The organism is Leifsonia sp. NPDC080035 (genome assembly GCF_040050925.1).
GTDB lineage: Bacteria > Actinomycetota > Actinomycetes > Actinomycetales > Microbacteriaceae > Leifsonia.
In genome coordinates, this window is the sequence record NZ_CP157390.1 from 1343956 (window position 1) to 1365261 (window position 21306).

At 74.2% G+C, this 21306-nt stretch carries 15 protein-coding genes; 6 read left to right on the top strand and 9 right to left on the bottom strand.

All coding sequences use genetic code 11. The features are described 5' to 3' along the window. Positions 1 to 106: 106 nt before the first annotated feature. Positions 107 to 859, top strand: a complete 753-nt coding sequence (locus AAME72_RS06565) for a GntR family transcriptional regulator (RefSeq protein ID WP_348789439.1) — start codon at positions 107 to 109, stop codon at positions 857 to 859. Between the two features lie 13 nt (positions 860 to 872). Here AAME72_RS06565 and AAME72_RS06570 read toward each other — a convergent pair whose 3' ends face one another. From AAME72_RS06570 to AAME72_RS06610, 9 genes are all read right to left on the bottom strand, one after another. Next, a complete protein-coding gene (locus AAME72_RS06570) occupies positions 873 to 2741 on the bottom strand; it encodes a hypothetical protein (RefSeq protein ID WP_348789440.1) in 1869 nt (622 codons plus the stop codon). Further along, a complete protein-coding gene (locus AAME72_RS06575) occupies positions 2738 to 5359 on the bottom strand; it encodes a glycoside hydrolase family 38 C-terminal domain-containing protein (RefSeq protein WP_348789441.1) in 2622 nt (873 codons plus the stop codon). Before AAME72_RS06575 ends, AAME72_RS06570 begins: the two co-directional genes overlap by 4 nt. A 77-nt stretch (positions 5360 to 5436) precedes the next feature. Next, entirely contained in the window at positions 5437 to 6021 is a 585-nt protein-coding gene (locus AAME72_RS06580; RefSeq protein ID WP_348789442.1) for an SIS domain-containing protein, read from the bottom strand. Next, positions 6014 to 7057 carry an ROK family protein gene (locus AAME72_RS06585; protein WP_348789443.1) on the bottom strand — a complete coding sequence of 348 codons (1044 nt, stop codon included), beginning with the start codon at positions 7055 to 7057 and terminating at the stop codon, positions 6014 to 6016. Before AAME72_RS06585 ends, AAME72_RS06580 begins: the two co-directional genes overlap by 8 nt. 254 nt (positions 7058 to 7311) lie before the next feature. After that, positions 7312 to 9156: an MBL fold metallo-hydrolase gene (locus tag AAME72_RS06590; protein ID WP_348789444.1), complete on the bottom strand. Its 1845-nt coding sequence runs from the start codon at positions 9154 to 9156 to the stop codon at positions 7312 to 7314. Further along, the gene (locus AAME72_RS06595) at positions 9153 to 11039 is read right to left on the bottom strand and encodes a hypothetical protein (protein ID WP_348789445.1); all 1887 of its coding nucleotides are present in this window, start codon (positions 11037 to 11039) and stop codon (positions 9153 to 9155) included. Before AAME72_RS06595 ends, AAME72_RS06590 begins: the two co-directional genes overlap by 4 nt. A 507-nt stretch (positions 11040 to 11546) precedes the next feature. After that, positions 11547 to 12311 (bottom strand): aspartate/glutamate racemase family protein, encoded by a 765-nt coding sequence (locus AAME72_RS06600; protein WP_348789446.1) that lies wholly within the window; start codon positions 12309 to 12311, stop codon positions 11547 to 11549. Further along, a complete protein-coding gene (locus AAME72_RS06605) occupies positions 12308 to 13228 on the bottom strand; it encodes a hypothetical protein (protein WP_348789447.1) in 921 nt (306 codons plus the stop codon). Before AAME72_RS06605 ends, AAME72_RS06600 begins: the two co-directional genes overlap by 4 nt. After that, a complete protein-coding gene (locus AAME72_RS06610; protein WP_348789448.1) occupies positions 13225 to 14673 on the bottom strand; it encodes an FGGY family carbohydrate kinase in 1449 nt (482 codons plus the stop codon). The genes AAME72_RS06605 and AAME72_RS06610 overlap by 4 nt, the downstream gene beginning before the upstream one ends. Positions 14674 to 14759: 86 nt before the next feature. Here AAME72_RS06610 and AAME72_RS06615 point away from each other — a divergent pair, with 86 nt between their 5' ends. From AAME72_RS06615 to AAME72_RS06635, 5 genes are all read left to right on the top strand, one after another. Then, complete coding sequence (locus AAME72_RS06615; protein ID WP_348789449.1) at positions 14760 to 15545, top strand: DeoR/GlpR family DNA-binding transcription regulator; 786 nt, start codon at positions 14760 to 14762, stop codon at positions 15543 to 15545. Continuing rightward, positions 15545 to 16849, top strand: a complete 1305-nt coding sequence (gene otnK / locus AAME72_RS06620; RefSeq protein WP_348790100.1) for a 3-oxo-tetronate kinase — start codon at positions 15545 to 15547, stop codon at positions 16847 to 16849. Before AAME72_RS06615 ends, otnK begins: the two co-directional genes overlap by 1 nt. Then, on the top strand, positions 16837 to 17499 hold the full coding sequence (locus tag AAME72_RS06625; protein ID WP_348789450.1) for a class II aldolase/adducin family protein: 663 nt from the start codon (positions 16837 to 16839) through the stop codon (positions 17497 to 17499). Before otnK ends, AAME72_RS06625 begins: the two co-directional genes overlap by 13 nt. A gap of 114 nt (positions 17500 to 17613) precedes the next feature. Then, on the top strand, positions 17614 to 19590 hold the full coding sequence (locus tag AAME72_RS06630; RefSeq protein ID WP_348789451.1) for an ABC transporter ATP-binding protein: 1977 nt from the start codon (positions 17614 to 17616) through the stop codon (positions 19588 to 19590). Then, positions 19571 to 21304: an ABC transporter ATP-binding protein gene (locus AAME72_RS06635; RefSeq protein WP_348789452.1), complete on the top strand. Its 1734-nt coding sequence runs from the start codon at positions 19571 to 19573 to the stop codon at positions 21302 to 21304. Before AAME72_RS06630 ends, AAME72_RS06635 begins: the two co-directional genes overlap by 20 nt. Positions 21305 to 21306 lie beyond the last annotated feature (2 nt).

Consider the following 21306-nt stretch of genomic DNA (forward strand, 5'->3'; position numbering starts at 1 on the left):
AACTCATCATGACAAGCTTGTAGTGACAAGACTGTAGACAGTAGCCTTGCGAAGTGTCAAGCCAGGCGATCCGGCGATGCGGCCGGACGCGGAGAAGGGGGAGAGGATGCCCGCACACGCGCTCAGCGATGCGCGGCTGGACAGGGACTCGAAGGAGCCCCTCTGGCAGCAGCTCGTCGGCGTCCTCCGCGACGCGATCGAGACCGGAGCGCTCGCCCCCGACCAGGCCCTCCCCTCCGAGGCCGACCTCATCGACCGCTACGGCGTCTCCCGCACGGTGGTCAGGGAGGCACTGGCCGAGCTGGTGCGCCGCGGCCAGATCTACAAGATCCGCGCCAAGGGCTCGTTCGTCGCTCCCCCTCGACGCGACCTCTCCTTCATCGGATCGAACGCCGGCTCGTCCGAGGACCTGGCCGGCAGCGGCCGCACGGTGGCCACCCGCATCCTCTCGCTCGAGGAGTCGGCCGCCGACGCCGGCGAGGCCGCCGCACTGCGCCTGCCGGAGGGCACGCCGGTCGTCCGGATGCGCCGGCTCCGGACCGTCGACGGCACGCCCTGGCTCCTCGTCCGCACAACCCTCCCCCTCGACCGGTTCTCCGGGCTGCTGAAGGCGCACCTCGAGAACCGCTCGCTGTACGACCACCTGCGCCGGACCTACGGGGTCGCGCCGGCCGGGGCCGACCGCTGGCTGAAGGCGGTCATCCCGTCGGAGGAGGAGGCGCGCCTGCTCGACCTGCCCGCGGGCACGCCCGCGCTGGACATCGAATCGGTCGCGTGGGACGAGGACGGCGTGCCGTTCGAGTACTACCACGCCCTGCACCGCAGCGACGAGTCGCGGTTCTACGTCGGCGTACGCTGACCTGCGGCCGCCGCTACGAGGCGGCCCGCTCGTCGGCCAGCGTCTGCTCGCAGGCGAGCAGGGTCACACCCACGCTCCACGCGTGCGAGAGCGTCAGCAGCATCCCCTTCGGCTGGAAGCACGCAGTCTGGTAGTAGCGCTCGCTCACCATGCCGCGGTACGCGTTGAAGTCGCCGTCCTCGCGGGCGATGAACTGGCGGAAGCAGGCGAGCGTCTCGTCCGCGCGCTCCGCGTAGTGCGGGTCGCCGAGGGCGGCCGACAGCTCGCGCAGCTCGGCGGTGCAGACCAGTCCGTATGCGTGCAGGTGCTGATTGGAGGGGGAGGCGGTGTCGGCGCCGCGGGTCCGGAAGCCGTAGGCGCCGAGGAGGGTGTGCGGGGGGAAGCGCACGTCGTAGCTGTAGCGGAAGGTCAGCATCCAGTCGGCCGCGCGCCGGGCGACGTCGAGCCAATGCGCGTCGCCGGTCGCCCGGTGCAGCGCGACGTAGGCCATCACCGCGGCGTAGCCGTCCTCCGACGTCGGGGCGAGGTCGACGTCCTCCGGGGCGCCGTGCAGGAACTCCCGGTCGACGAACGCCTCGTAGTAGCGGCCGGCGGCGAGCGCGGCGGGCAGGTACCGCTCGTCCCGGTCGGCGGCCTCCACGAGCGCGGCGGTCCAGGTGAGGCCGGAGGCGCCGGACCAGGACAGCACCTCACCGGTCTCGGCGTGGTGCACCGAGCCGAGGTTGCCGTCGGCGCGCTGCCGGGCGACCACCGCGTCCAGGTTCGAGCGGACGGCGCGCTCCCACCGATCGTGGGTGTCCAGCGTCTGCGCCCGGATCAGGAACAGCGTCGCCTCCGCCAGCGTGCGCGAGTGCAGCCCGCGCTTCAGCTCGGTCCAGGACTGCGTCCAGCCGTGCTCGCGGTACCAGACGCCCCAGAAGGTGCCGGACGGCGAGAGCTCCGCCGTGATGAAGTCGATGACGCGGCGGGCCGCATCCACCTCGTCCGTGCGACCGGTGCGCAGGCCGTGGGCCAGCAGCGCGTACGCCCACGGGATGCCGCTGACCCAGCCGACGTGCATCGCCTGTCTGTCCACGGTGAGGCCGTCGCGGCCGCTCACCTCCCTGTCGAAGCCGACGGTCTCCAGCAGCACGCCGGGGTCGGGGTCGTAGTGCCAGGCGAGCAGACCCTCGGCGGTCAGATCCGCGGCGGTCGCCACCTCCAGCCACGGTTCGAGGGAGGACGACGGCGCCGCCTCGGCGTGCAGGGCGCGCAGCACGGGCGCGTACGCGTGCCGGTCGGCGCCGAGCTCGAAGACGCGCACCGTCACGGTCGCGGTCGAGCCGGGCTCGAAGCGGTGCGTGGAGGCGTCGGCCGGGCGCGGTCGCGCGTCGCCGTAATAGGTGACCGGGTACTCGCGGTAAGGGAAGCGCAGCGCGAGCGTCGCCTCCCCGGTGCCGGCGTCGTGGGAGAGGCCCAGGCCGGTGAGCCCGAGCGCCGTGGTCTCGTCCGCGGCGAGCGCCAGGCCGCCACGCCCCTCCCCCGCCCAGACGAACACGGCGGGCGTCGCGGCGCGGTCGGCGCGGAACTCCCAGGTGTCGCTGATGAGGGCGCCGTGCTCCGCGTCCGAGCGGGCGCCGGCCCGGAACCGGGGGAACGCGCGGGTGTTCTCGGCCGGCCGGTTCTCGCCGTAGAACGTGCCCGGGATGAGCCACCACGGGTCGTCGGCGTCCGGGACGACCGCCTCGACCAGGAGGGAGGCGTCGACGGGCGCGGCGCCCACGTAGGCGACCGAGATGCGCACCGACCAGCCGGGGTCGGCCTCCGCCCACTCCGTGCGCAGCTCGAAGGCCTCCGCCGGCGCGCCGTCCACGCGCACCCGGAGCCCGGGACGCGCGGTCACGACAGCGGACGCTCGATGAGGTCGACCTCGCGCACCGGCTCCGCAGGATCGGCGGGGACGACGAACGTGCGCAGCTGCGACGGCCCGAAGTCCTCCTCGATCGTGCGGCCGAGCAGCGGCAGCTCGATGCGCGACCGGCCGCCCTCGCCACGGGTCTCGACGGCGCGCACGACGACGTCCGCCCCGCCCGGCGCGTCCGCCGCGTCCTCGGTGCCCTTGATCGCGGTGACCATCACGGCTCCGCTGCCGTCGCTCGCGAACGAGTGCACGGGAGGGAGCACGCCGTCGTGGAACGACTCCTGCATCGCCCGCACCGGGTTGCCGAGGAGCAGCGCGCGGCGGATCGGGTCGGCCTCGCGCCAGTCGCCGGAGTGGGCGACGAGCTCGTAACTGAACCGCTGGATGCCTTGGTCCTGGAAGCTGTAGATGCCGTCCGGGTCGAGCAGCCGCGGGTCGTGCCACGAGTAGACGGGGCTGCGGACGGCGGTCACCCCGATGCTCGGCTGCTCGCCGGGGCTCACGTCGTACGCGTGTTTGTTCGTGGTGACGACCGTGAGGCCCGCCGCCGTGCCGCCGACCGTCCCGGTGAGGTCGACCCACGACTGCGCGGGCTCCTCGGCGCCGTCCACCGGCCGCTTCAGGTGGCCGAACGGGATCTCGTAGGTCGCCTCCGGCTCCTCCAGCACCGTGGGGAAGCGCAGCTTGAGCAGGTGCGCCTGCTCGCGCCAGTCGAGCGTCACGTTCACGCGCAGCACGGGCGAGTCGTGGTCGAGGATCAGCTCCTCTACCAGGGTGGATGCGCCCCACGCGCGTTCGATGCGCAGCCGGGAGCGCAGCGGGCCGGTCTCGCGGACCACGATGCGCCTCAGCTCCATGCTCGCGCCCGGCCAGGCGTACGAGACGACGCGGTGGCCCCAGGTGTCGGTCGGGTCGTCGTTGACCTGCGTGTGCTGCGTGCCGTCGACCCCGGCCATCACATCCACGCCGGTCGCCTTGACCAAGTAGGAGGAGATCCAGCCGGTCTGCTGGTCGATGCGGATGCGGACGTGCGCGGTCTCGAGGGTGTCCTCGGTGACGGTGAGGCCGGCGCCGGTGCCGGTGCCGGGGCCGGGGCCGGCGCCGGTCGCGGCGAGCGGGCCGGGGCCGGGCCGCAGCCGGTAGAGGCGGTAGCCGAGCGCGGGCAACTCGGCGCGGAACGTGACGGCGCCGCGGGAGACATCGTCCGTCGTCGCGGTGGACTGCGCGTTCTGGAACACGACCGGCGCGCCGTTCTCGTCGACGACATGCACGCCGCTGCGCTGCGCGCCGTACTGGAAGTCGACGTCGGTCGCGACCGGCCACGGGTGCGGGTTGAAGACCAGGACCGGCTGCGTGCCGTCCTCCCTTGGGACCTCGACCTGGCGGGCGATCACGTTGTGCGCCCTGGTCACGATGCGCTTGGAGACGGCGACGGCCTCGCCGAGCTGGTCGCGGGCGTCGTCGTACGACGACTCGATGGCGGAGCCGGGCAGGATGTCGTGGAACTGGTTGAACAGCACCTGCTTCCACGCCGTCTCCAGCTCCGCGCGCGGGTAGTCGATCCCGTCGGTCGCGGCGACGACGGCGGCCCAGCGCTCCGCGTTCAGCACGGCGAACTGCGCGCGGCGCTGCCACGCCTTGATGCCCGAGTGAGCGGAGTAGCAGCCGGGCGCGTGGTGCTGCAGGTCGTCGCGGCGCACGGGCAGCGCATCCAGGTACGCCTCGCCGCGGCCGAGCACCTCGTCGAAGTACGTGCGGGGAGAGGACATCGTCATCCTTCCGAAGGAGCCCATCCGGTCGTAGCGGTGGATCGACTCGATGTTGGCGATGGTCGGCCCGCCGCCGTGGTTGCCGACGCCGTAGAACACCATCGCGGTGGCGTTCTCGCCGAAGCCGACCGCGCGGTCGAGGGACTGCAGCGCCTTCTCGGTCTGGCCGTCCACCGACCCGGGCGGGCTGCAGTACTCGAACGGGATGCGGTAGGCGAGGACGCGGGAGCCGTCGGGCGCCTCCCACCAGAACAGGGTCGGCGCCAGGTCGCCCTCGTGCGGGCCGGGGCGCATGAAGGTGTAGGAGTCCATCCCCTGGCCGCGCAGGATCTGCGGGAGCATCGCGTTGTGGCCGAACGGGTCGACGTTCATGCCGACCGTCGACGGGATGCCGAACCGGGAGAGCAGGTAGCGCTGGCCGTACAGACCCTGGCGCACGAAGCTCTCGCCCATCGGCATGTTGTTGTCCGGCTCCACCCACCATCCGCCGACGTTCACCCAGCGGCCCTCGGCGACGCGCTCCTGGATGCGGGCGAACAGCTCCGGGTCGGACTCCTCCACCCAGCTCAGCAGCACGATCTGGTCGCACGTGAAGACGAAGTCCGGGTACTCGTCCATGCGGTGGATGGCGGACCAGAAGGTCGCGCGCGCCTCCTGGTAGCCCTCCTGCCACGGCCACAGCCAGACCGGGTCGAGGTGGGCGTTGCCGATCATGTGCAGGGTGCGGTCGGGGGTCGCGAGCGGGCGCGGCGCCGGCGGCAGGTCGCGCGGCTGGGCGCCGGCGGGGGCGTTGGCGACGGGAGCGCTCGCGCTGGCGGCGTTCCTCGCCATCGCTTCCGGAGTTCTTCCCGCCTCGGGCGGCGTGTCGGTGGGAACAACTCCGGAATCGATGGCGGCGGCCTTGTCGGTCACAGTGCGTACTCCTCGTCGCCGTCGGCCCACGCGTCCACGATCTCGGAGAGTACGTGGAGCATGAACGTGTGGAATTCCTGGATTCTCGGGGTGGAACTGGAGGGACTGAGCAGGGCGTGGTCGGCGAACCGCGCAGCGGGGCCGCCGTCGCCGCCCCCGAACAGCACGGTGGTCGCGCCGGCCGCCTGCGCGGCCTCGAGGGCTGACACGATGTTCGCACTCCGGCCGCTGGTCGTGAAGGCCGCGACGACGTCCCCGGGACGAGCCAGGCCCTGCACCTGGCGGGCGAACACGTCGTCGTACGAGTAGTCGTTGGCGATGCACGTCAACGTGGTGGGGTCGGTGCTCAGCGTCACGGCGCCGAGCGGGCGGCGGTCGCGCTTGTAGTGGCCGATGATCTCGCCCGTGAAGTGCTGGGCGTCGGCCGCGCTGCCGCCGTTGCCGAACGTGTACAGGATGCCGCCACTCGCGAACGCCTCGCAGAGCACCCGGCCGACGACCCGGAGCTGCGGGAGCAGGGCCTCGCCGGCCTCGGCCGTTGCGATGTGCGCGCGGAGCTGCTCGTCCATCCACTCAGACATGGTGCGGCTCCCTGGCGCTCGCGGCCGCGGCGGCGGGCGCGGCGTCGGCGGTCGCGGACGCGGCCGCGAGGCGGTCGAGGTGGTCGAAGGCGACGGCGCCCGCGCCGACGACGCACACCTCGTCGCCGAGGCCCGCGACGACGACCGTGGACGCGGCGGCGGCCGGGGGCATCGCGGACGCGGCCACCCGCTCGCGCACGGGCACGAGGAGCGCATCCCCGGAGCGGATCACGCCCCCGCCCAGCACGACGAGGTCGGGCTCGAAGACGTTGACGAGGTCGGTGATGGCGACCGAGAGGACGTCGATGGTCTCCTCCCAGAGCTCGGCGGCGAGCGCGTCGCCCGCGGCGGCTGCGGCGACGACGTGCTCGGCGCGCACCTCCCCGATGCGGGCGAGCGCGGAGTCCGCGCCGCGCTCGGCGACCGCCTCCCGCGCCCGGGCTGCGATGGAGGTGCCGGATGCGTAGCCTTCGAGGCAGCCGCGGCGTCCGCACAGGCAGAGCCGGCCGCCGGTGCGGACCATGACGTGCCCGAACTCCCCGCCGTTGCCTGCCGCGCCACGGTGCAGCCGGCCGCCGATGACAGCGCCGCCGCCGATCCCCGTAGAGATGGTCAGATAGACCATGGTGTCGGCGCCCAGGGCCGCGCCGTAGCGGAACTCGCCCAGCGCGCCGGCCGTCGCGTCGTTCTCCAGCGCGGCGGGGATGCCGAACTCGCGCTCGGCGAGTGCGACGATCGGAAGGTCGACCCAGCCGGGAAGGTGCAGCGGGCCGGTGAGCACGCCGGCCGACGCGTCGAGCGGACCACCGCAGGAGATGCCGACCGCGGCGATCCTGTCGGCCGGGATGCCCGCGTCCGCGATCGCCCGGTGACCCATCGCGAACAGTCTGGGAACGATTACACCTGGACCCTCCTCCCGGCGGGTGGGTTCGACCGCGAGTGCGTGGGTTCGGCCATCCTCCGTGACCACGGCGACGGCGAGCTTGGTGCCGCCGATGTCGAGCGAGAGGACGGCGCGTGGGCCGTTTGCCATCATGTCCTTCCGAGGGCTGCACGGTCTCACCGTCGTCGGTGGATCGTGTGGGATCGTTCCCACAGATCATAGGGTGCGCGGGTGAAGCGGGTCAACCGGGCGCCACCCCCGAAGCGCCACATCCCACCCGCCGAGGATGAGTCATGCCGCGTCCCGGGCGGCCGGGCGAGAGCGTCGCCGCCCGCAGCGGGGGCGCGACACGCCGTTTGGCGCGCCTGCATGCGGCGTGTCGCGTCCCTTGTGTGGCCAGGCGAGGGCTATTCGGTGTCGACGACCGCGTCCCCGGCCTGGCCGAGGCGGGTGGCGCCGAGGCTGACGTCGGCGGCGAGGCGCTGCCTCCGCACCGCGGCCGAGGTCGCGCGCACGGTGAACGGCAGCCGGACCGTCTCGCCGGCGCCGGCCACGACCGCTGCGGGAGCGGCGGGCGCCACGACCACCTCCCACCCCTCCGGCAGCACCAGCGCGGCGACCACCTCGCGCGGACCGTCGTACGGGTTCACCACGACCACCTCGTACTCCAGCGTCGAACCGGCCGGGACCCGCTGGTAGAACGGCTCCACGAGCACCAGGTTGCCGTCGGCGGGCGGGCGCATCCCGTCGTCCGGCAGCAGTCCGTCGTGGATGGCCGCGAGCTCGTCTCCCTGGCGGGTGAGCAGCTCCAGGTAGTCCTCGTCCACCTGCCTGCCCTGCCAGTGCCCGGTGATCATCAGACCGGGCGAGACCCTGCGGTACAGGGCCGCGCTCTGGATGAAGTCGTCGCGCCGGAACCGGTTGCGGTACTGGTAGTTGAGGATCTCGCGCTGCACGCCGAGGCGCCCCTCCGCCGTCTGCTGGTCGCCGGTGGCGAGCACCCGCACACCATCCACCTCGAACTCGAACGCCGCCGCGTACAGGGTGTGGCCGGGCAGCTCGTGGGTGGTGAACTCGTACTCCCGCCAGCGCACGGTGGGCCCGAGCGGAAGCACCCGGTCTGCCGGGATGGGCTCGAACCACTGGCAGGGCAGGTCGGTGCGCATCGGGTCGGCCATGATCGGCGCGACGTTCTCCGGCAGCCACACCTCGGTCCCCTCGACCTCCCGCAGCAGGTTCATCCCGGCCACGTGGTCGTCGTGGTAGTGCGTCCCGAGCACCACCTCGATGCTCGTCACTCCGTAGTCGCGCTTCAGCGCGGGAAGCGAGGCGAGCCACGGCCGGCGCGCCGCGCGGTCGGTGCCGGCCGGCCATCCCGTCGACATGTCGTAGCCGTAGTCGATGAGCAACGCAGCGCCGGAATCGCTGAGCAGCACGTACACGCAGGAGTTGGCGCTGCGGTTCAGCAGCAGGTGGTCCGTGAGCCGCACGAAGGGACGGTCGTACCAGTCGCGCAGGTCCCACGGCCGGGTGCGCCGCGAGTCGACGTAGTCGCCCATCCGCCTGGCGAGCTCGGCCAGGGCGGCGACGGCGTCGGGCATCGGCTCGCCGTGCGACGGGAGCAGCACATCCGGCTCCTCCTCCTGCAGCACGAAGCAGGAGAGCGCGTTCATCGCCGGGCCCTCGTTCTCTGTGTAGGACCACTGGGTCGCCGCGAGCGACCACACCTTGCCCGGCGCGTAGATCAGGTCGCCTGTGAACGCGACGCGCCCCTCGGGGCGGTCGACCAGGTAGGTCACCGAGCCCATCGTGTGGCCCGGCGTCGGCACCGTCGCAACATCCACACCGCCGTAGCGGGCCGTGCGGTACTCGGGCACCACCCCGGCGATCGGCACCGGATCGAGCAGCGAGAATCGGTCCTGCCGGAGGTTGTAGTCGTTGTAGAGCGCGCGCGCCGACCACATCTCGTCCACGCGCGCGAACAGGTCCTGCTCCACCGGCGGCACGTGGATGGGGATGCCCGCCGCCACCGCGCGCGGCAGCCCCTGGCCCTGGTCGCGGTGGTGGTGGGTCATCAGCACCGCGTCCAGGGTGGCCAGCCCCAGCTCGTGCAGGTGGTCGAGCACGTCGCCGGAGCCGAAGTCGATCGCGATCGCACCCGCCGTCGCGCCGGGCTGCGGGAGCACGACGTAGACGTTGCAGGTGTCCACGAACCGGTGGACGCCCGGCGCCACCTCGGTGAACGCGCTCATGCGGGCGACCGGCTCGACCGGCTCGACCGGTTCTCCCGGTACTCGCGCCAGAGCGCGGCGATCTCGTCGAGGTGCTCGTCCTCGATCGGCTCGCGGCTGTTGTCGATCGACTCGACGTAGTACAGCGCGGGGACCCCGAGCCGGCCCTGCACGCGGGCGTACTCCAGCCACTCGTCCCTGCTCGGCATCGGCCACTGGTCGGTGTCGATGGGGTGACCGGGCAGCGCGTTCGCGGCAACGTCGTGCCGGTAGCGCACCTGGTCGGCGACCGGCACGGGCTCGCCGTGCACCGAGTCCTCGAGCACGTCGTTCAGCCGCACCATGTCGGTGACCCCGCCGAACGAGGGATGGACGGTGTGCGTCACGACCAGCGCATCCGGCTTCACCGCCTTGGCCGCGTCGTGGATGGTGCGGACGATCGCGTGCAGCGCCGCGATGCCCCACACGTCCTCGGTGTGCGCCCTGAGGCTCGTGCCGGACGGGGCGCGCTGAGTGAAGTCCACCTTGAAGCCGTCGGCGTCAAGGCCGTCGGCGGACAGCATGTGCGTGACCTGCGCGGCCAGCGCCTCCAGGTACGCGGGGTTGGACGGGTCGACCGAGAGCGGACGACCGCCCGCGTCACGCACCGTGAGCTCGGCGGGGAGACCGGACGGGTCCCATGCCTTGAACCAGAGCAGCACACGCTGCCCCGCCGCGTGGCGGCCGGCGATCCAGCCGCGCAGGTCCGGCCACTTGAGGTGGTCGACGGTGTTGGTGCCGTAGTCCGCCTGCCAGCGGTCGTCGATCACGACCGTGCCCGGGTGGATGCCGCGCTCGGCGAGCCGCGCGAGCCAGCGGTCGTACAGCTCCTGGCGAGCGAGGTCGGGGGCGAACGCGGCACCGGCCGGCAGCACGAACCCGTCGGCGTCGTCGGTGGCGAGCGCCTCGCCCTCGTGGCTCATCCGCACGGCGAGGGCGCACTGCGCGCCCCAGCCGCAGAAGATCGGCTCGAGCCACCAGTCCGCCGCCGGACCGGGCTCGGCCGCCCAGCCGCGCGCGACGAGGTCGTCGCGGTAGTCGCGGATCGCCGTGAGCGGCGCCCCGGCGGGACGCAGCACGAACTCCGGCGACGACCAGCCGCCCGGTCCCACCCGGGTGTGCCCCTCGTACGCCAGCCGCAGCAGGAAGCCGCCGTCGAGAGCGTCGTACCGGAACGTGGTGAAGCCGAGCTGCTCGACGGGCGCGACGACGGAGACGCCCAGCCAGTCGCCGACGGGCATGTCGGTGGGACCGTGCGCCGCCTCCGCGCCGATCGCCGGGCGGCCGAAGGCGAACACCAGCGGGGGCGGCGAGAAGATGCCGTGCAGGCGCCCGGGCTCGGCGTCGCCGACGACGCCGAGCTGCGCCTGGCTGCTCGACGGACGCACGACCTGCACCGGCTCGGTGGGCGTCGGCACGAAGACCGAGGGGAACCGGATTCCTGAGCGGAAGGTGCCCGCCGCACCGGTCGGCAGGGCGGCCTGGCCGCCGAAGACGGTGACGTCGGCGATCCGGGCGTCCTCCTCTGCGGTGGTCACCTCGATCTGGGCGCGCACCTCGCCGGGGGTGCAGCGCAGGACGAGGGCCCGGGTCGCCCACGCGCTCGAGTCGCTGATGACCCGCACCACGACGTCGCCGCCCGGCTCCTCCTCCAGGGTGACCGCGGTCGGGCCGGAGGCCTCGTCGGGCATCCCGACGCGGTCGACGCCGGCGATGAGCGAGAGGTCGGTCCACAGCTCGCCGCTCGCCGAGGCGAGCGTGGCGCGCGGCCGCGCGAGCGCGACGCCGAGAGTGTAGGCGGGGGCCGTGATCACAACCTCGGTCGCGCCGCGGGTGACCGTGATGTCGGTGTGGGTGGTCTGCATCGTCCTTCGGGGTTCTCGGGGAGCTCGTCGCGGAGAAGAGGGGATGGGGTCAGCGGGCGCGGAGGCCCGCGCGAGCGGCGACGGAGTCGGCGGTGACCGCGCCGCCCCGGCCGTGGAGCGTGATGCGGAACGTCGGCTCTGGGGCGAAGCCGACGGTGGGTGCTGCGGCCCCGCCCGGAGTCCTGGGGAGGACGAGCGCGCCGTCCGCCTCCACACCGTAGCGGAACTCGCCCGCGAAAGCAGGATGCGTGCTGTGCCGCTTCGCGAGCGCGAGCGCGACCGCGGTGTCGGGAAGGGAGGACGGACGGGGCCGCGGGCGGCGTGGCGCGGCGAAGGGAGGAGACCAGCGGGGAATTGGGGGCGGATCCCCTCCGTTTCCGACGGGCCGGTGGGCCCGCGTGCAATTCCGGAGAACCCGGCGGCGCTTGGCGTTCTGGGACCGTAGGAACGGGGAAAGCGGCGGGATCGGGGCCGCTTCTCCGGAGTCACGGACGCGCACGCCGGTGCTCACGGCCGCACCCCCGAGGTTCCGTCGGGACCGGACGCGGCCGGCCGGTTCGCGCTGGCGACCGGCCCGTCCGGGCCCGACGGGGTCAGTGCCTCCCGCAGCCGCGCGACGCCGCCGGCCGGGGAGGTGAGCACGGGGACGTCGACACCCGCCGCGGCGGCGGCATCCGCCATCGACGCCTGGGCGAGCACGACCACCGTCGCCTCGCCCGCGACCGCACGGACGGCCTCGGCGATCAGCCGGTCGTGCGTCGCGCGGTCGCCCTCGGCGCGCGCAGCCGCGGCGCCGGCGACGACGCGGGCCGTGACGACGGCGCCCGACCCCTGCGCGGCGGCCTCGCGCTCGATGAGGCGCGAGGTGGGTCCGAGCGTCGCCGTGTTGGTCGCGAGCGCGGCGATCATCGGCGCCGCGGTCACCGGCGGCCCGGACACCCGCGCGCCGGAGCCCGCCAGCCGCACCGCCTCCGCGGCCATGGCGGCGTCGACGCGGACGACGGGGATGCGCATCCCCTCGGCCGCGCGCTCTGCCGCCTCGCCGATCGAGGAGCAGGTGACGAGCACGGCGTCCGCGCCCGCGTCCGCCAGGTGCGCGAGATGCGAGGCGACCCGCGCGCGCACATCGGCGGTGACGCCGTCCGCGATCGCCGTCTCGAGCAGCCAGGCGTCGACGATGTGCTCGCGGTAGGCGCCGGGGATGCTCTCGGCGAGCAGCTCGTCGAACGCCCCGGCGAGCGCGGGGACGGTGTGCAGCACGCCGGCGATCACGACGCCTCCCGCCAGGGCCGCGCCTCGCGCTCGACGACCGCGATGAGGCTCTCGAAGCGCGGGACGGACAGCTCGCGCAGGGCGGCAGGCACGTCCGCGCTACCGACCACGTCGCTCCACAGCGCGCGTCCGGCGAGGAAGCCGCTCGCCCCCGCGCGGCAGGCGGCCCGCACGGCGGGCTCGAACGCGGGCCGGTCGACGCCCTGCGAGAGCACAACCCACGGACCGGTGATCGCCTCGTTCAGGCGCTCGCTCGCCTCCCGCTGCTCGCGATCGTCGCCGGTGCCGGCGAGCGGCACCTGCACCTTGTAGAGCGAAGGGCCGAGCGGGGAGAGCTCCCGCGCCGCCTCGCGGATGGCGTCGTCCATGTCCCAGCTCTTCTCGTCGAGCTCCGCCGGGGTCGCCCGGACGACGGGCTCGAGCACCGAGAGGACGCCGCGGGCGCGGCACTCGGCGATGAAGCGCTCCACCAGGTGCACGCGGGCGGGCCGCTTGGCGTCGCGCCGCCAGATCACGAGCAGCTTGAGCGCCACGACGCCGTCGAGGTCCGTGCGCTCCAGGACGACGTCGTCCAGCCCGGTCTCCTCGACGGGACCGCCGTCCTCCTGTTCGAGGGCGTCCGCGGCGAGGATGAGCCCGGTCCGGGAGGGGAGCAGGTCCCGCACGGCCTCGAAGCCGTACTGCCGGTCGATGAGGAAGCCGGAGGCGAGCGGCCCGAGCGCCTCGGCGACGGCCACCTTGAAGCCGATCAGCACGTCGTCGGCCGGGCGATCCGCCCCGGCGAGGTCGAACATGTGGCGCAGGCTCTCCCGCTGATCCATCGCGACCATGGCCAACGTGCCGGAGGGGCGCGCGATCGCATCGAGGCTTCGGGGGACGGACGCGGGCGCGGTGGAGGCGGGTGCGGGGTCGGTCATGCGGGTTCCTTCTCGTGGTGCGTCGCCGCCGCCACGAACCGCTCCAGCAGAGCCGGGTCGCCCGTGGTGGCGGCGTCTTCTGGACTGCCGAGCGGCAGGGTGGTCGTGATGCCGGTGATGCGGTGCGCGGCCAGCATGGCGGCTCCGACGGCGACGACCTCGCCCGCGGCGACCGGCCGGAGCCTGCCAGGGAGGACCCGGTTCTTGATCCGCGCCCAGGCGCCGTTCGCCGCCGCGGCACCGCCGAGCAGGGTCACATCGGGATGGCGCGGCCCCAGGATGCGCGTCTGCTCGGCGTCCAGCCACGCCAGGTGCAGGGCGAGGCCGGCGAAGACGGCGGCGAGCGCCGCGCCCGGCTCGGCGGGCAGAGCGGGAACCGCACGGACGCGTGCACCCGGGTCGGGCAGCGGCGACTGGCGGCCGCGCAGATACGGCAGCAGGAACGCCTCGATCGGCCGGCCGGCGTGCGCCTCAGCGCTGCGGAGGGCCGCGGTGGGTTCGACGCCGGGCAGCAGCTCCCGCAGCGCCCACTCGACGAGGGCGCCCGCGGTGGGGTTGCCGGCGAGCAGCGACCGGTGACGGCCGTCCACGCTGGGCGCGATGCTCATCCCCTGCCGCCGCGCCTCCTCGCGCGGAATGTCGGCGGCGACGCGGTAGAGCGCCTCCGCGGTGCCGACGGAGTCGGCGGCCTGCCCCGGCTCGCGGACCCCGGCCGCCCACGCCCCGACCGCATGGTCGTGACCGGCGACGACGACCGGCAGGCCGGCGGGGAGGTCGAGCGCGGCGGCGGCGTGCGCGGAGAGCGCCCCTGCCGCGTCGCCCGGAGGTGAGACACGCGGGAAGCGGTCCGGCGTCAGGCCGGCGAGGGCGAGGAGGTCGGGGTCGAAGGACTCGGCGGTGCCGTCGATGCGATAGGCCATGGTGCGCGCCGCGAGCGTGCGGTCGGTGACGGCCTCGCCGGTCAGCGCCTCGGCGACCAGCGCATCCACACCGCTCCAGCGAGCGCCATGGAGGCGCGGGTCGTCCTCGTCGGCGAGCGTCAGCCAGTGGGCGAGCGGCGACTTCGCGGCGACCGGCACACCGGTCGCGGCGTACAGCTCGGGGGCGCCGGCGGCCACGACGAGACGGTCGGCGGCGCGGGTGTCGCCGCGCGTCCAGCGCAGGAGCGAGCCGCGTGGCTCACCATCGGGGCCGATCAGGGCACCCGTCTCGGCCATCGAGGCGATCCCGATGCCGACGATCCGGTCGCGCTGCCCCTCGGCGACCTCGGCGATCGCGGCGAGCACCGCATCCCGCAGCTCCGCACCCGTGGCGGGCGTCGGCATCGTGCGGCCGCGCTGCTCGTGCACGACGCCGTCGCCGCCAAACGCCGCCAGCACGACCTTCGTGTTGGTCGTGCCCACGTCGACGCCGAGGGCAGCGGCGGAGGATGCCGGAACGGTCACACCCTCATTCTGTTCACTTCTGAACATTTGAGTCAAGATTTGTCCGTTTATTGACAAGTGCGGGTGGGAGTCGATTGGATGGACGCGTGCGCTACACCGACGCCCCCGCCCGCCGCGACGAGCTCCTCCGCCGCCTCTCGGCCGAGGGCTACGTGTCGTCGTCGCGGGTCGCCGAGGAGTTCGGCGTCTCGGAGATGACCATCCGCCGCGACCTGCGCCAGCTCGCGGCCGACGGCCTCGCCCGCCGCGTCGTCGGCGGCGCCAGCCTGCCCGACCTGGGCCACGGCCGCCCCTTCGAGGAGCGCGCCGGCACGGGCGGAGACGAGAAGCGGTCCATCGCCGAGGCGTGCCTCGAGCTGCTGAGCGGCGCGGGCACGATCGCGCTCGACGCCGGGACGACGGTCGCGCCGCTCGCCGGGCTCGTCGCCGCCGGCACGACGATCGTCAGCCACTCGGCCCCGGTCATCCAGTCCGCCATCGAGCGCGGGGACGTAGAGCTCGTCGGCATCGGGGGCGTCTACCAGCCGGAGACGCGCAGCTTCGCCGGGGCCGCGGCCCGCCGGGCGATCGGGGACTACGCGTTCGATGTCGCGGTGCTCTCGGCGACCGCGGTCGACGCCACCAGCATCCTCTGCGCCAACGCCCTCGACGCGGAGATCAAGCAGGAGCTCGCCCGCGCCGCGCGCACGACCGTGCTGCTCGTGGACCACTCCAAGCTCGGCTCCCGCGCCCCCATCCGCGTCGGCGCGCTGAGCCTTGTGGACGTAATCGTCACCGACGACGGCGCAGAACCCGACGACCTGCGCGCGCTCGCGGACGCGGGCGTGCGCGTCGTGGTGGCCGGAGCGGAACAGGCGGTCGACGTCTCGTGATGCGGCTCGGCGCCATCGCCGACGACGTGACCGGCGCGTGCGACCTCGCGGGGCGCGCGGCCGAGGCCGGGCTGCCCGCGACGGTGCTGCTCGGAGTTCCGGATGCGGGCTCGCCCGTCGACGCCTTCGCGGACGGAGCAGGATGCACGGTCGTCGCGCTCATCGCGCGCACCGCGCCGGTCGAGCGCGCGGTCGCCGAGGCGTCCGCCGCCGCCCGCGCGCTGCTAGCCGCGGGGGCGACGCAGCTGTACCAGAAGTACTGCTCGACCTTCGATTCGACCCCGCGCGGCAACATCGGGCCGATCGCCGACGCGCTCGTCGCCGTGGCGGGCGCGTCCGGCACGATCGGCACGCCGTCGACGCCGGGCAGCGCGCGCACCCAGTACGCGGGGACGCTGTTCGCGGGCGGTATCCCGCTCGCCGAGTCGCCGATGCGCGACCACCCGCTCACCCCGATGCGCGACTCCGACGTCGTCCGGCTGCTGCGGCCGCAGACGCCGAAGCCCGTGTCCCTGGTCCGCTGGGAGGACGTCCGGCTCGGGCCGGATCGTATCGCCGCCCTGAGCCGGGAGGGGCACACGCTCGTGGATGCGCTCCTCGAGCGCGACCTCGACGCCATCGCGGCGGCGATCCTGCGCAGCGCGCTCGAGCGGCCCGTCGTCGCGAGCGGGGGCGCCGGCGTCGGCACCGCCCTGGCCCGGTCGGCCGCGTCCGAGCGCGGGGACGCGGGAGCGCCCGCGGACCCCCCGCACACCGCGACCACCGCGACCACCGTGCCCGCCGTGCCGGTGACGGGCCGGCTCATCCTCGCCGGGAGCGCGTCCGCCGCTACCCGCGCCCAGATCGAGGCGTTCGGCGGCGACGTCCACATCCTCGACCCGTTCGACCTCGCCGACGACCCCGACAGCGAGCTGCTGCGGCTCCGGGAGGCACTGGCCCGCCGCACGGAACCGCTCGCGCCGGTGCTCGTCGCCGCCTCGCGGGACGTCGCCCGCGCTCAGCGGGAGCTGGGCGCCGCGCGCGCCGCCGGGTTGATCGAGACCGCCCTGGCGGAGCTCGCCGCGATCGCGGTGCACGACCTCGGCTTCAGCCACCTGCTCGTCGCCGGCGGCGAGACCTCCGGAGCGGTGACCTCCCGGCTCGGGGCGCGCCGGCTGCTCATCGGCAGGCAGGCCGCGCCGGGCGTGCCGTGGGCGGTCGCGCTGGCCGGCGGGCGCGACGTCGCGCTCCTGCTGAAGTCCGGCAACTTCGGTGGAGCCGACCTGTTCACCACGGCGTGGGAGGCGGCCCCGTGCGCACCGTGAACCTCGTGAGCCCCGACGACGTGACGGACGAGGCCGAGGCACGGGTCGCCATCGTGCGGGCCTGCCGCCATCTCGCCGCCGCCGGCCTCTCGCCCGGCAGCTCGGGCAACGTCAGCGTGCGGGTGGGGGCGCGCATCCTCGCGACCCCGACCGGCTCCTCGCTGCGCTCGGTGACCGAGGACCGGCTCGCCGCCACGCCGTCGCACGCAGAGGGCTCCCCCCGCCCGACGAAGGAGCTTCCGCTGCACGCGGCGATGTACGCCGCGCATCCCGAGGCGCGCGCGGTGGTGCACCTGCACTCGCCGCACGCGACGGCCGTCGCCTGCCTGCCGCCAGGCGAGGACGGGTTCGCCGCACTGCCCGCGCTCACGCCGTACCGCGTGATGCGGCTCGGGTCCGTGCCGCTTGTCCCGTACGCCGCGCCCGGCACGTCCGCCCTCGCCTCCGCGGTCGCCGCGGCGGCGGCGGGGCATCCCGTACTGCTGCTCGCCAACCACGGCCCTGTCGTCGCCGCGGCGTCGCTGGACGCCGCGATCGACCTCGCCGAGGAGCTGGAGACCGCCGCCCAGGTCGGCCTGCTGCTCCACGGCTCGCCGGCGGTGCCGCTCGACGCCGCCGCGGTCGCCGCGCTCACGCCGCCGGGACGCTGAGCCGCTCGGGCCGAGCGATCCCCTTCGTCCCGCCTCCGTCGTCCCCCTCGCGTGCCTGCGCCTCCGCATCCCGCACCCTGCATCCCACCCCCACCTCTTCGCAAGGAGCTCACCGTGACCAGCGTCCGCGCTGACCGTCCCGCACCACCGCGGCCCACCGACCGGCACCTCGCCTCCGTTCCGCGCTTCCTGCTCTGGCAGGCCGCGCGGCAGCCGGGCACCCTCGCCGCCGGGGTGGTTTTCGGCGTGGTGTGGATGCTGTGCCAAGCCGTCTGGCCGTTCCTGCTCGGACGCGCGGTGGACGAGGGCGTCGGCGGCGACACCGGCCGGCTCTGGCTGTGGTGCGGCGCACTGCTCGCCGTCGCGATCGTCCAGGCCGTCACCGGGATGCTGCGGCACCGGATGGCCGTCTCCAACTGGCTGCGCTCCTCCCTCGGCATCGCTCGGCTGATCGGCCACCACTCGGCCGAGACCGGGCCGGCGATCACGGCCACCACATCCTCCGGCGAGATCGTGGCAACGGTCTCCACCGACTCGCTGCGCCTCGGCGCGATGTACGACGTCACCGCGCGGCTCGGCGGCGGCATCGTGGCGTTCGTCGTGGTGTCGATCATCATGCTGTCGGCGTCCCTCCCGCTCGGGCTCGCGGTCGTCATCGGCGTGCCGCTGGTGGCGCTCGTGCTGGCGGCACTGCTGCGGCCGCTGCGGAACCGTCAGGCGGTGTGGCGGGAGGCGTCCGGGCAGCTGACGACGCTCGGCGCCGACACCGTGGTCGGGCTGCGCGTGCTGCGCGGGATCGGCGGCGAGCAGGAGTTCGTCGACCGCTACGCGCGGCAGTCGCAGCGCGTGCGCCAGGCCGGGGTCGGCGTCGCGAAGACCCAGTCCTGGCTCGACGGCCTGCAGGTCCTGCTGCCGGGGGCTTTCCTCGTCTTCATCGTCTCGTTCGGGGCGCATCTCGCGGTCGACGGCGCGATCACACCCGGGCAGCTGACCGCCTTCTACGGGTACGCGACCTTCCTCGTCCTCCCGCTGCGCACCGGCGTCGAGGCCGCGCAGACCTTCACGGCCGGCGTCGTCTCGGCGCGACGCGTGCTCGCGGTGCTGCGGACGCGGCCCGCCGCACGGGACACCGGCGACGTCGAGCACGCGCCGCCCGCCGGCTCGGCCATCGAGGATGTCGCCTCCGGCGTCGTCGTCGCGCCGGGACGGTTCACGGCGATCGTGGATGCGGACCCGGACGAGGCCGCGGCCATCGCGACCCGGCTCGGCCGCTTCGACGACGCGGTGCACCGGGACGCGCCGGTGCTGTGGGGCGGCGTCGACCACACCCGGGTGCCCGTGCGCGACGTGCGCGAGCGCATCGTCGTCAGCGACGCCTCCCCGCACCTGTTCGGCGGCCCCCTGCTCGACGGCCTGGACGTCCTGCCGACGCGGCGGGCAGCCGGCTCCCGAACAGGCGACTGGACGGACACCAGCACCGGCCGGCTGCGCCGCGTCTCCGCCGCGCTCGAGGCCGCCGCCGCGAGCGAGACGGTGGATGCGCTGCCCGCGGGCGTGCACGAGCGGGTCGCCGAGCGCGGCCGCACCTTCTCCGGCGGTCAGCGCCAGCGGCTCAGCCTCGCGCGCGCCCTGCTGACCGACGCCGAGGTGCTGGTCCTGATCGAGCCGACAAGCGCCGTCGACGCGCACACCGAGGCGCAGATCGCCGAGCGCCTGCGCGAGGCGCGCGAGGGGCGCACGACGGTCGTCGTCTCCGCCAGCCCGCTGCTGCTCGACCGGATGGACAGCATCGCGGTGGTGCGGAAGGGCCGCGTCGTCGGCACCGGCAGCCACCAGGAGCTGCTGCGCCTCGACGATGACCTCGGCGACCTCTACCGGGCGATCGTCTCGCGCACGATCAGCGCAGCAGAGCCCGCCGAGGGCACCGACCTGGACGCCGCGTGGACGGGGTCCATCGACGCGCTCTGGACGGCCACGCATCCCGTGGTCGCGCAGAAGCCGGGCAAGCCGGACGCGAAGAAACAGAAGAAGCAGAAGAAGCAGTCGAAGAAGAACCAGAAGGGAACGGGCGATGCTCCTTCCGATCGCTAGCACCGCGACCGTCCGCGCGACGGCCGCCCGGCTCATCCGGCGCCACCGCGGCGCGCTCTCGGTGGTGCTCGGCCTGCACACGCTCGCCGCCGTCGCCGGACTCGCCGGACCTGCACTGATCGGCGTCATCATCGACGGCGTGACCGGCCACGGGCTGAGCTCCGGCGGCATCGACACCATCGCCGCCGTGCTGCTCGCGGCGATCGTCGCCCAGGCGGTGCTCACCCGGTTCGCCCAGCGTCAGTCGATGGTGCTCGGCGAGGGTGTGTTCGCGTCCCTGCGGGAGGAGTTCCTCGCCACTGTCGCGCGCCTGCCGCTCTCCACGGTGGAGGCGGCCGGGACCGGCGACCTGCTCGCGCGCACGACGAACGACATCCAGTCGGTCGCCCAGACCGTGCGGTTCGGCGTTCCGCGCATCCTCGTCGCCGGCGTCACCGTCGTGCTGACGCTCGTCGCCGCGTTCGTCGTGAACCCGGCCGTCGCGGTCGGGATGCTGGCCGGCGCGCCCATCCTGGTCCTGGCGACGCGGTGGTACCTGAAGCGTTCCGGCCCGGGCTACCAGCGTCAGCTCGCCTCGTACGCGACGCTCGGCGGCACCATCAGCGAGACGGTGGACGGCGTGCGGACGATCGAAGCGCTCAGCCTCGCCCCCGCTCAGCGCGCCAAGGTGGATGCGGCCCTCCGCGAGCGCCGCGACTCCGAGTGGTACACGCTGTGGCTGCGGTCGTGGTTCTTCCCGAGCACCGACATCTCGTTCCTGCTCCCGGTGATCGTCGTCCTGGTCTGGGGCGCGTTCCTGGTCGGCGCGGGCGCCGCCACCATCGGCGCCGTGACCGCCGTCGCGCTCTACGCGATGCAGCTGGTCTCGCCGGTCGACGAGCTCATCAGCTGGCTCGACGAGATCCAGGTCGGCACCACCGCGCTCTCCCGCATCATCGGGGTCGCAGACGTGCCGGACGACCGCGAGCCGAGCGGCGAGACGCCCGACGGCGAGCAGGTCGTCGTGGACGATGTGCGCTTCTCGTACCGCGAGGGCACGGAGGTGCTGCACGGGATCAGCCTCGATCTCGCCGTCGGCGAGCGGCTCGCCATCGTCGGACCGTCCGGCTCCGGCAAGTCGACGCTCGGGCGGCTTCTGGCGGGGATCACCGGGCCGACCTCGGGACGGGTGACCGTCGGCGGCGTCCGGCTGGTCGACCTCCCGCTGGACGACCTGCGCGGCCACGTCGCCCTCGTCACCCAGGAGCACCACGTGTTCGTCGGCACGATCGCCGAGAACCTGTCGCTCGCGCGGCCGGGCGCGCCCCACGACGAGCTCGCCGCCGCGCTGCGCGTGGTCGGCGCGCTCGGCTGGGTGGCGGCGATGCCCCTGGGCCTGGACACCGTCGTCGGCTCCGGCGGCGTCGTCCTCACCCCCGCGCAGGCGCAGCAGCTGGCGCTCGCCCGGCTCGTGCTGCTCGACCCGCACACGCTCGTGCTCGACGAGGCCACCTCACTGCTCGACCCGACCGCCGCCCGCGACCTGGAGCGCGCCATGAACAGCGTGCTGGAGGGCCGCACGGTCGTCGCGATCGCGCACCGGCTGCACACCGCGCACGACGCCGACCGCATCGCGGTGGTGCGCGACGGCGAGGTGGAGGAGCTGGGCAGCCACGACGAGCTGGTCGCCGCGGGCGGCGCCTACGCCGAGCTGTGGAACTCCTGGCACGGCTGAGG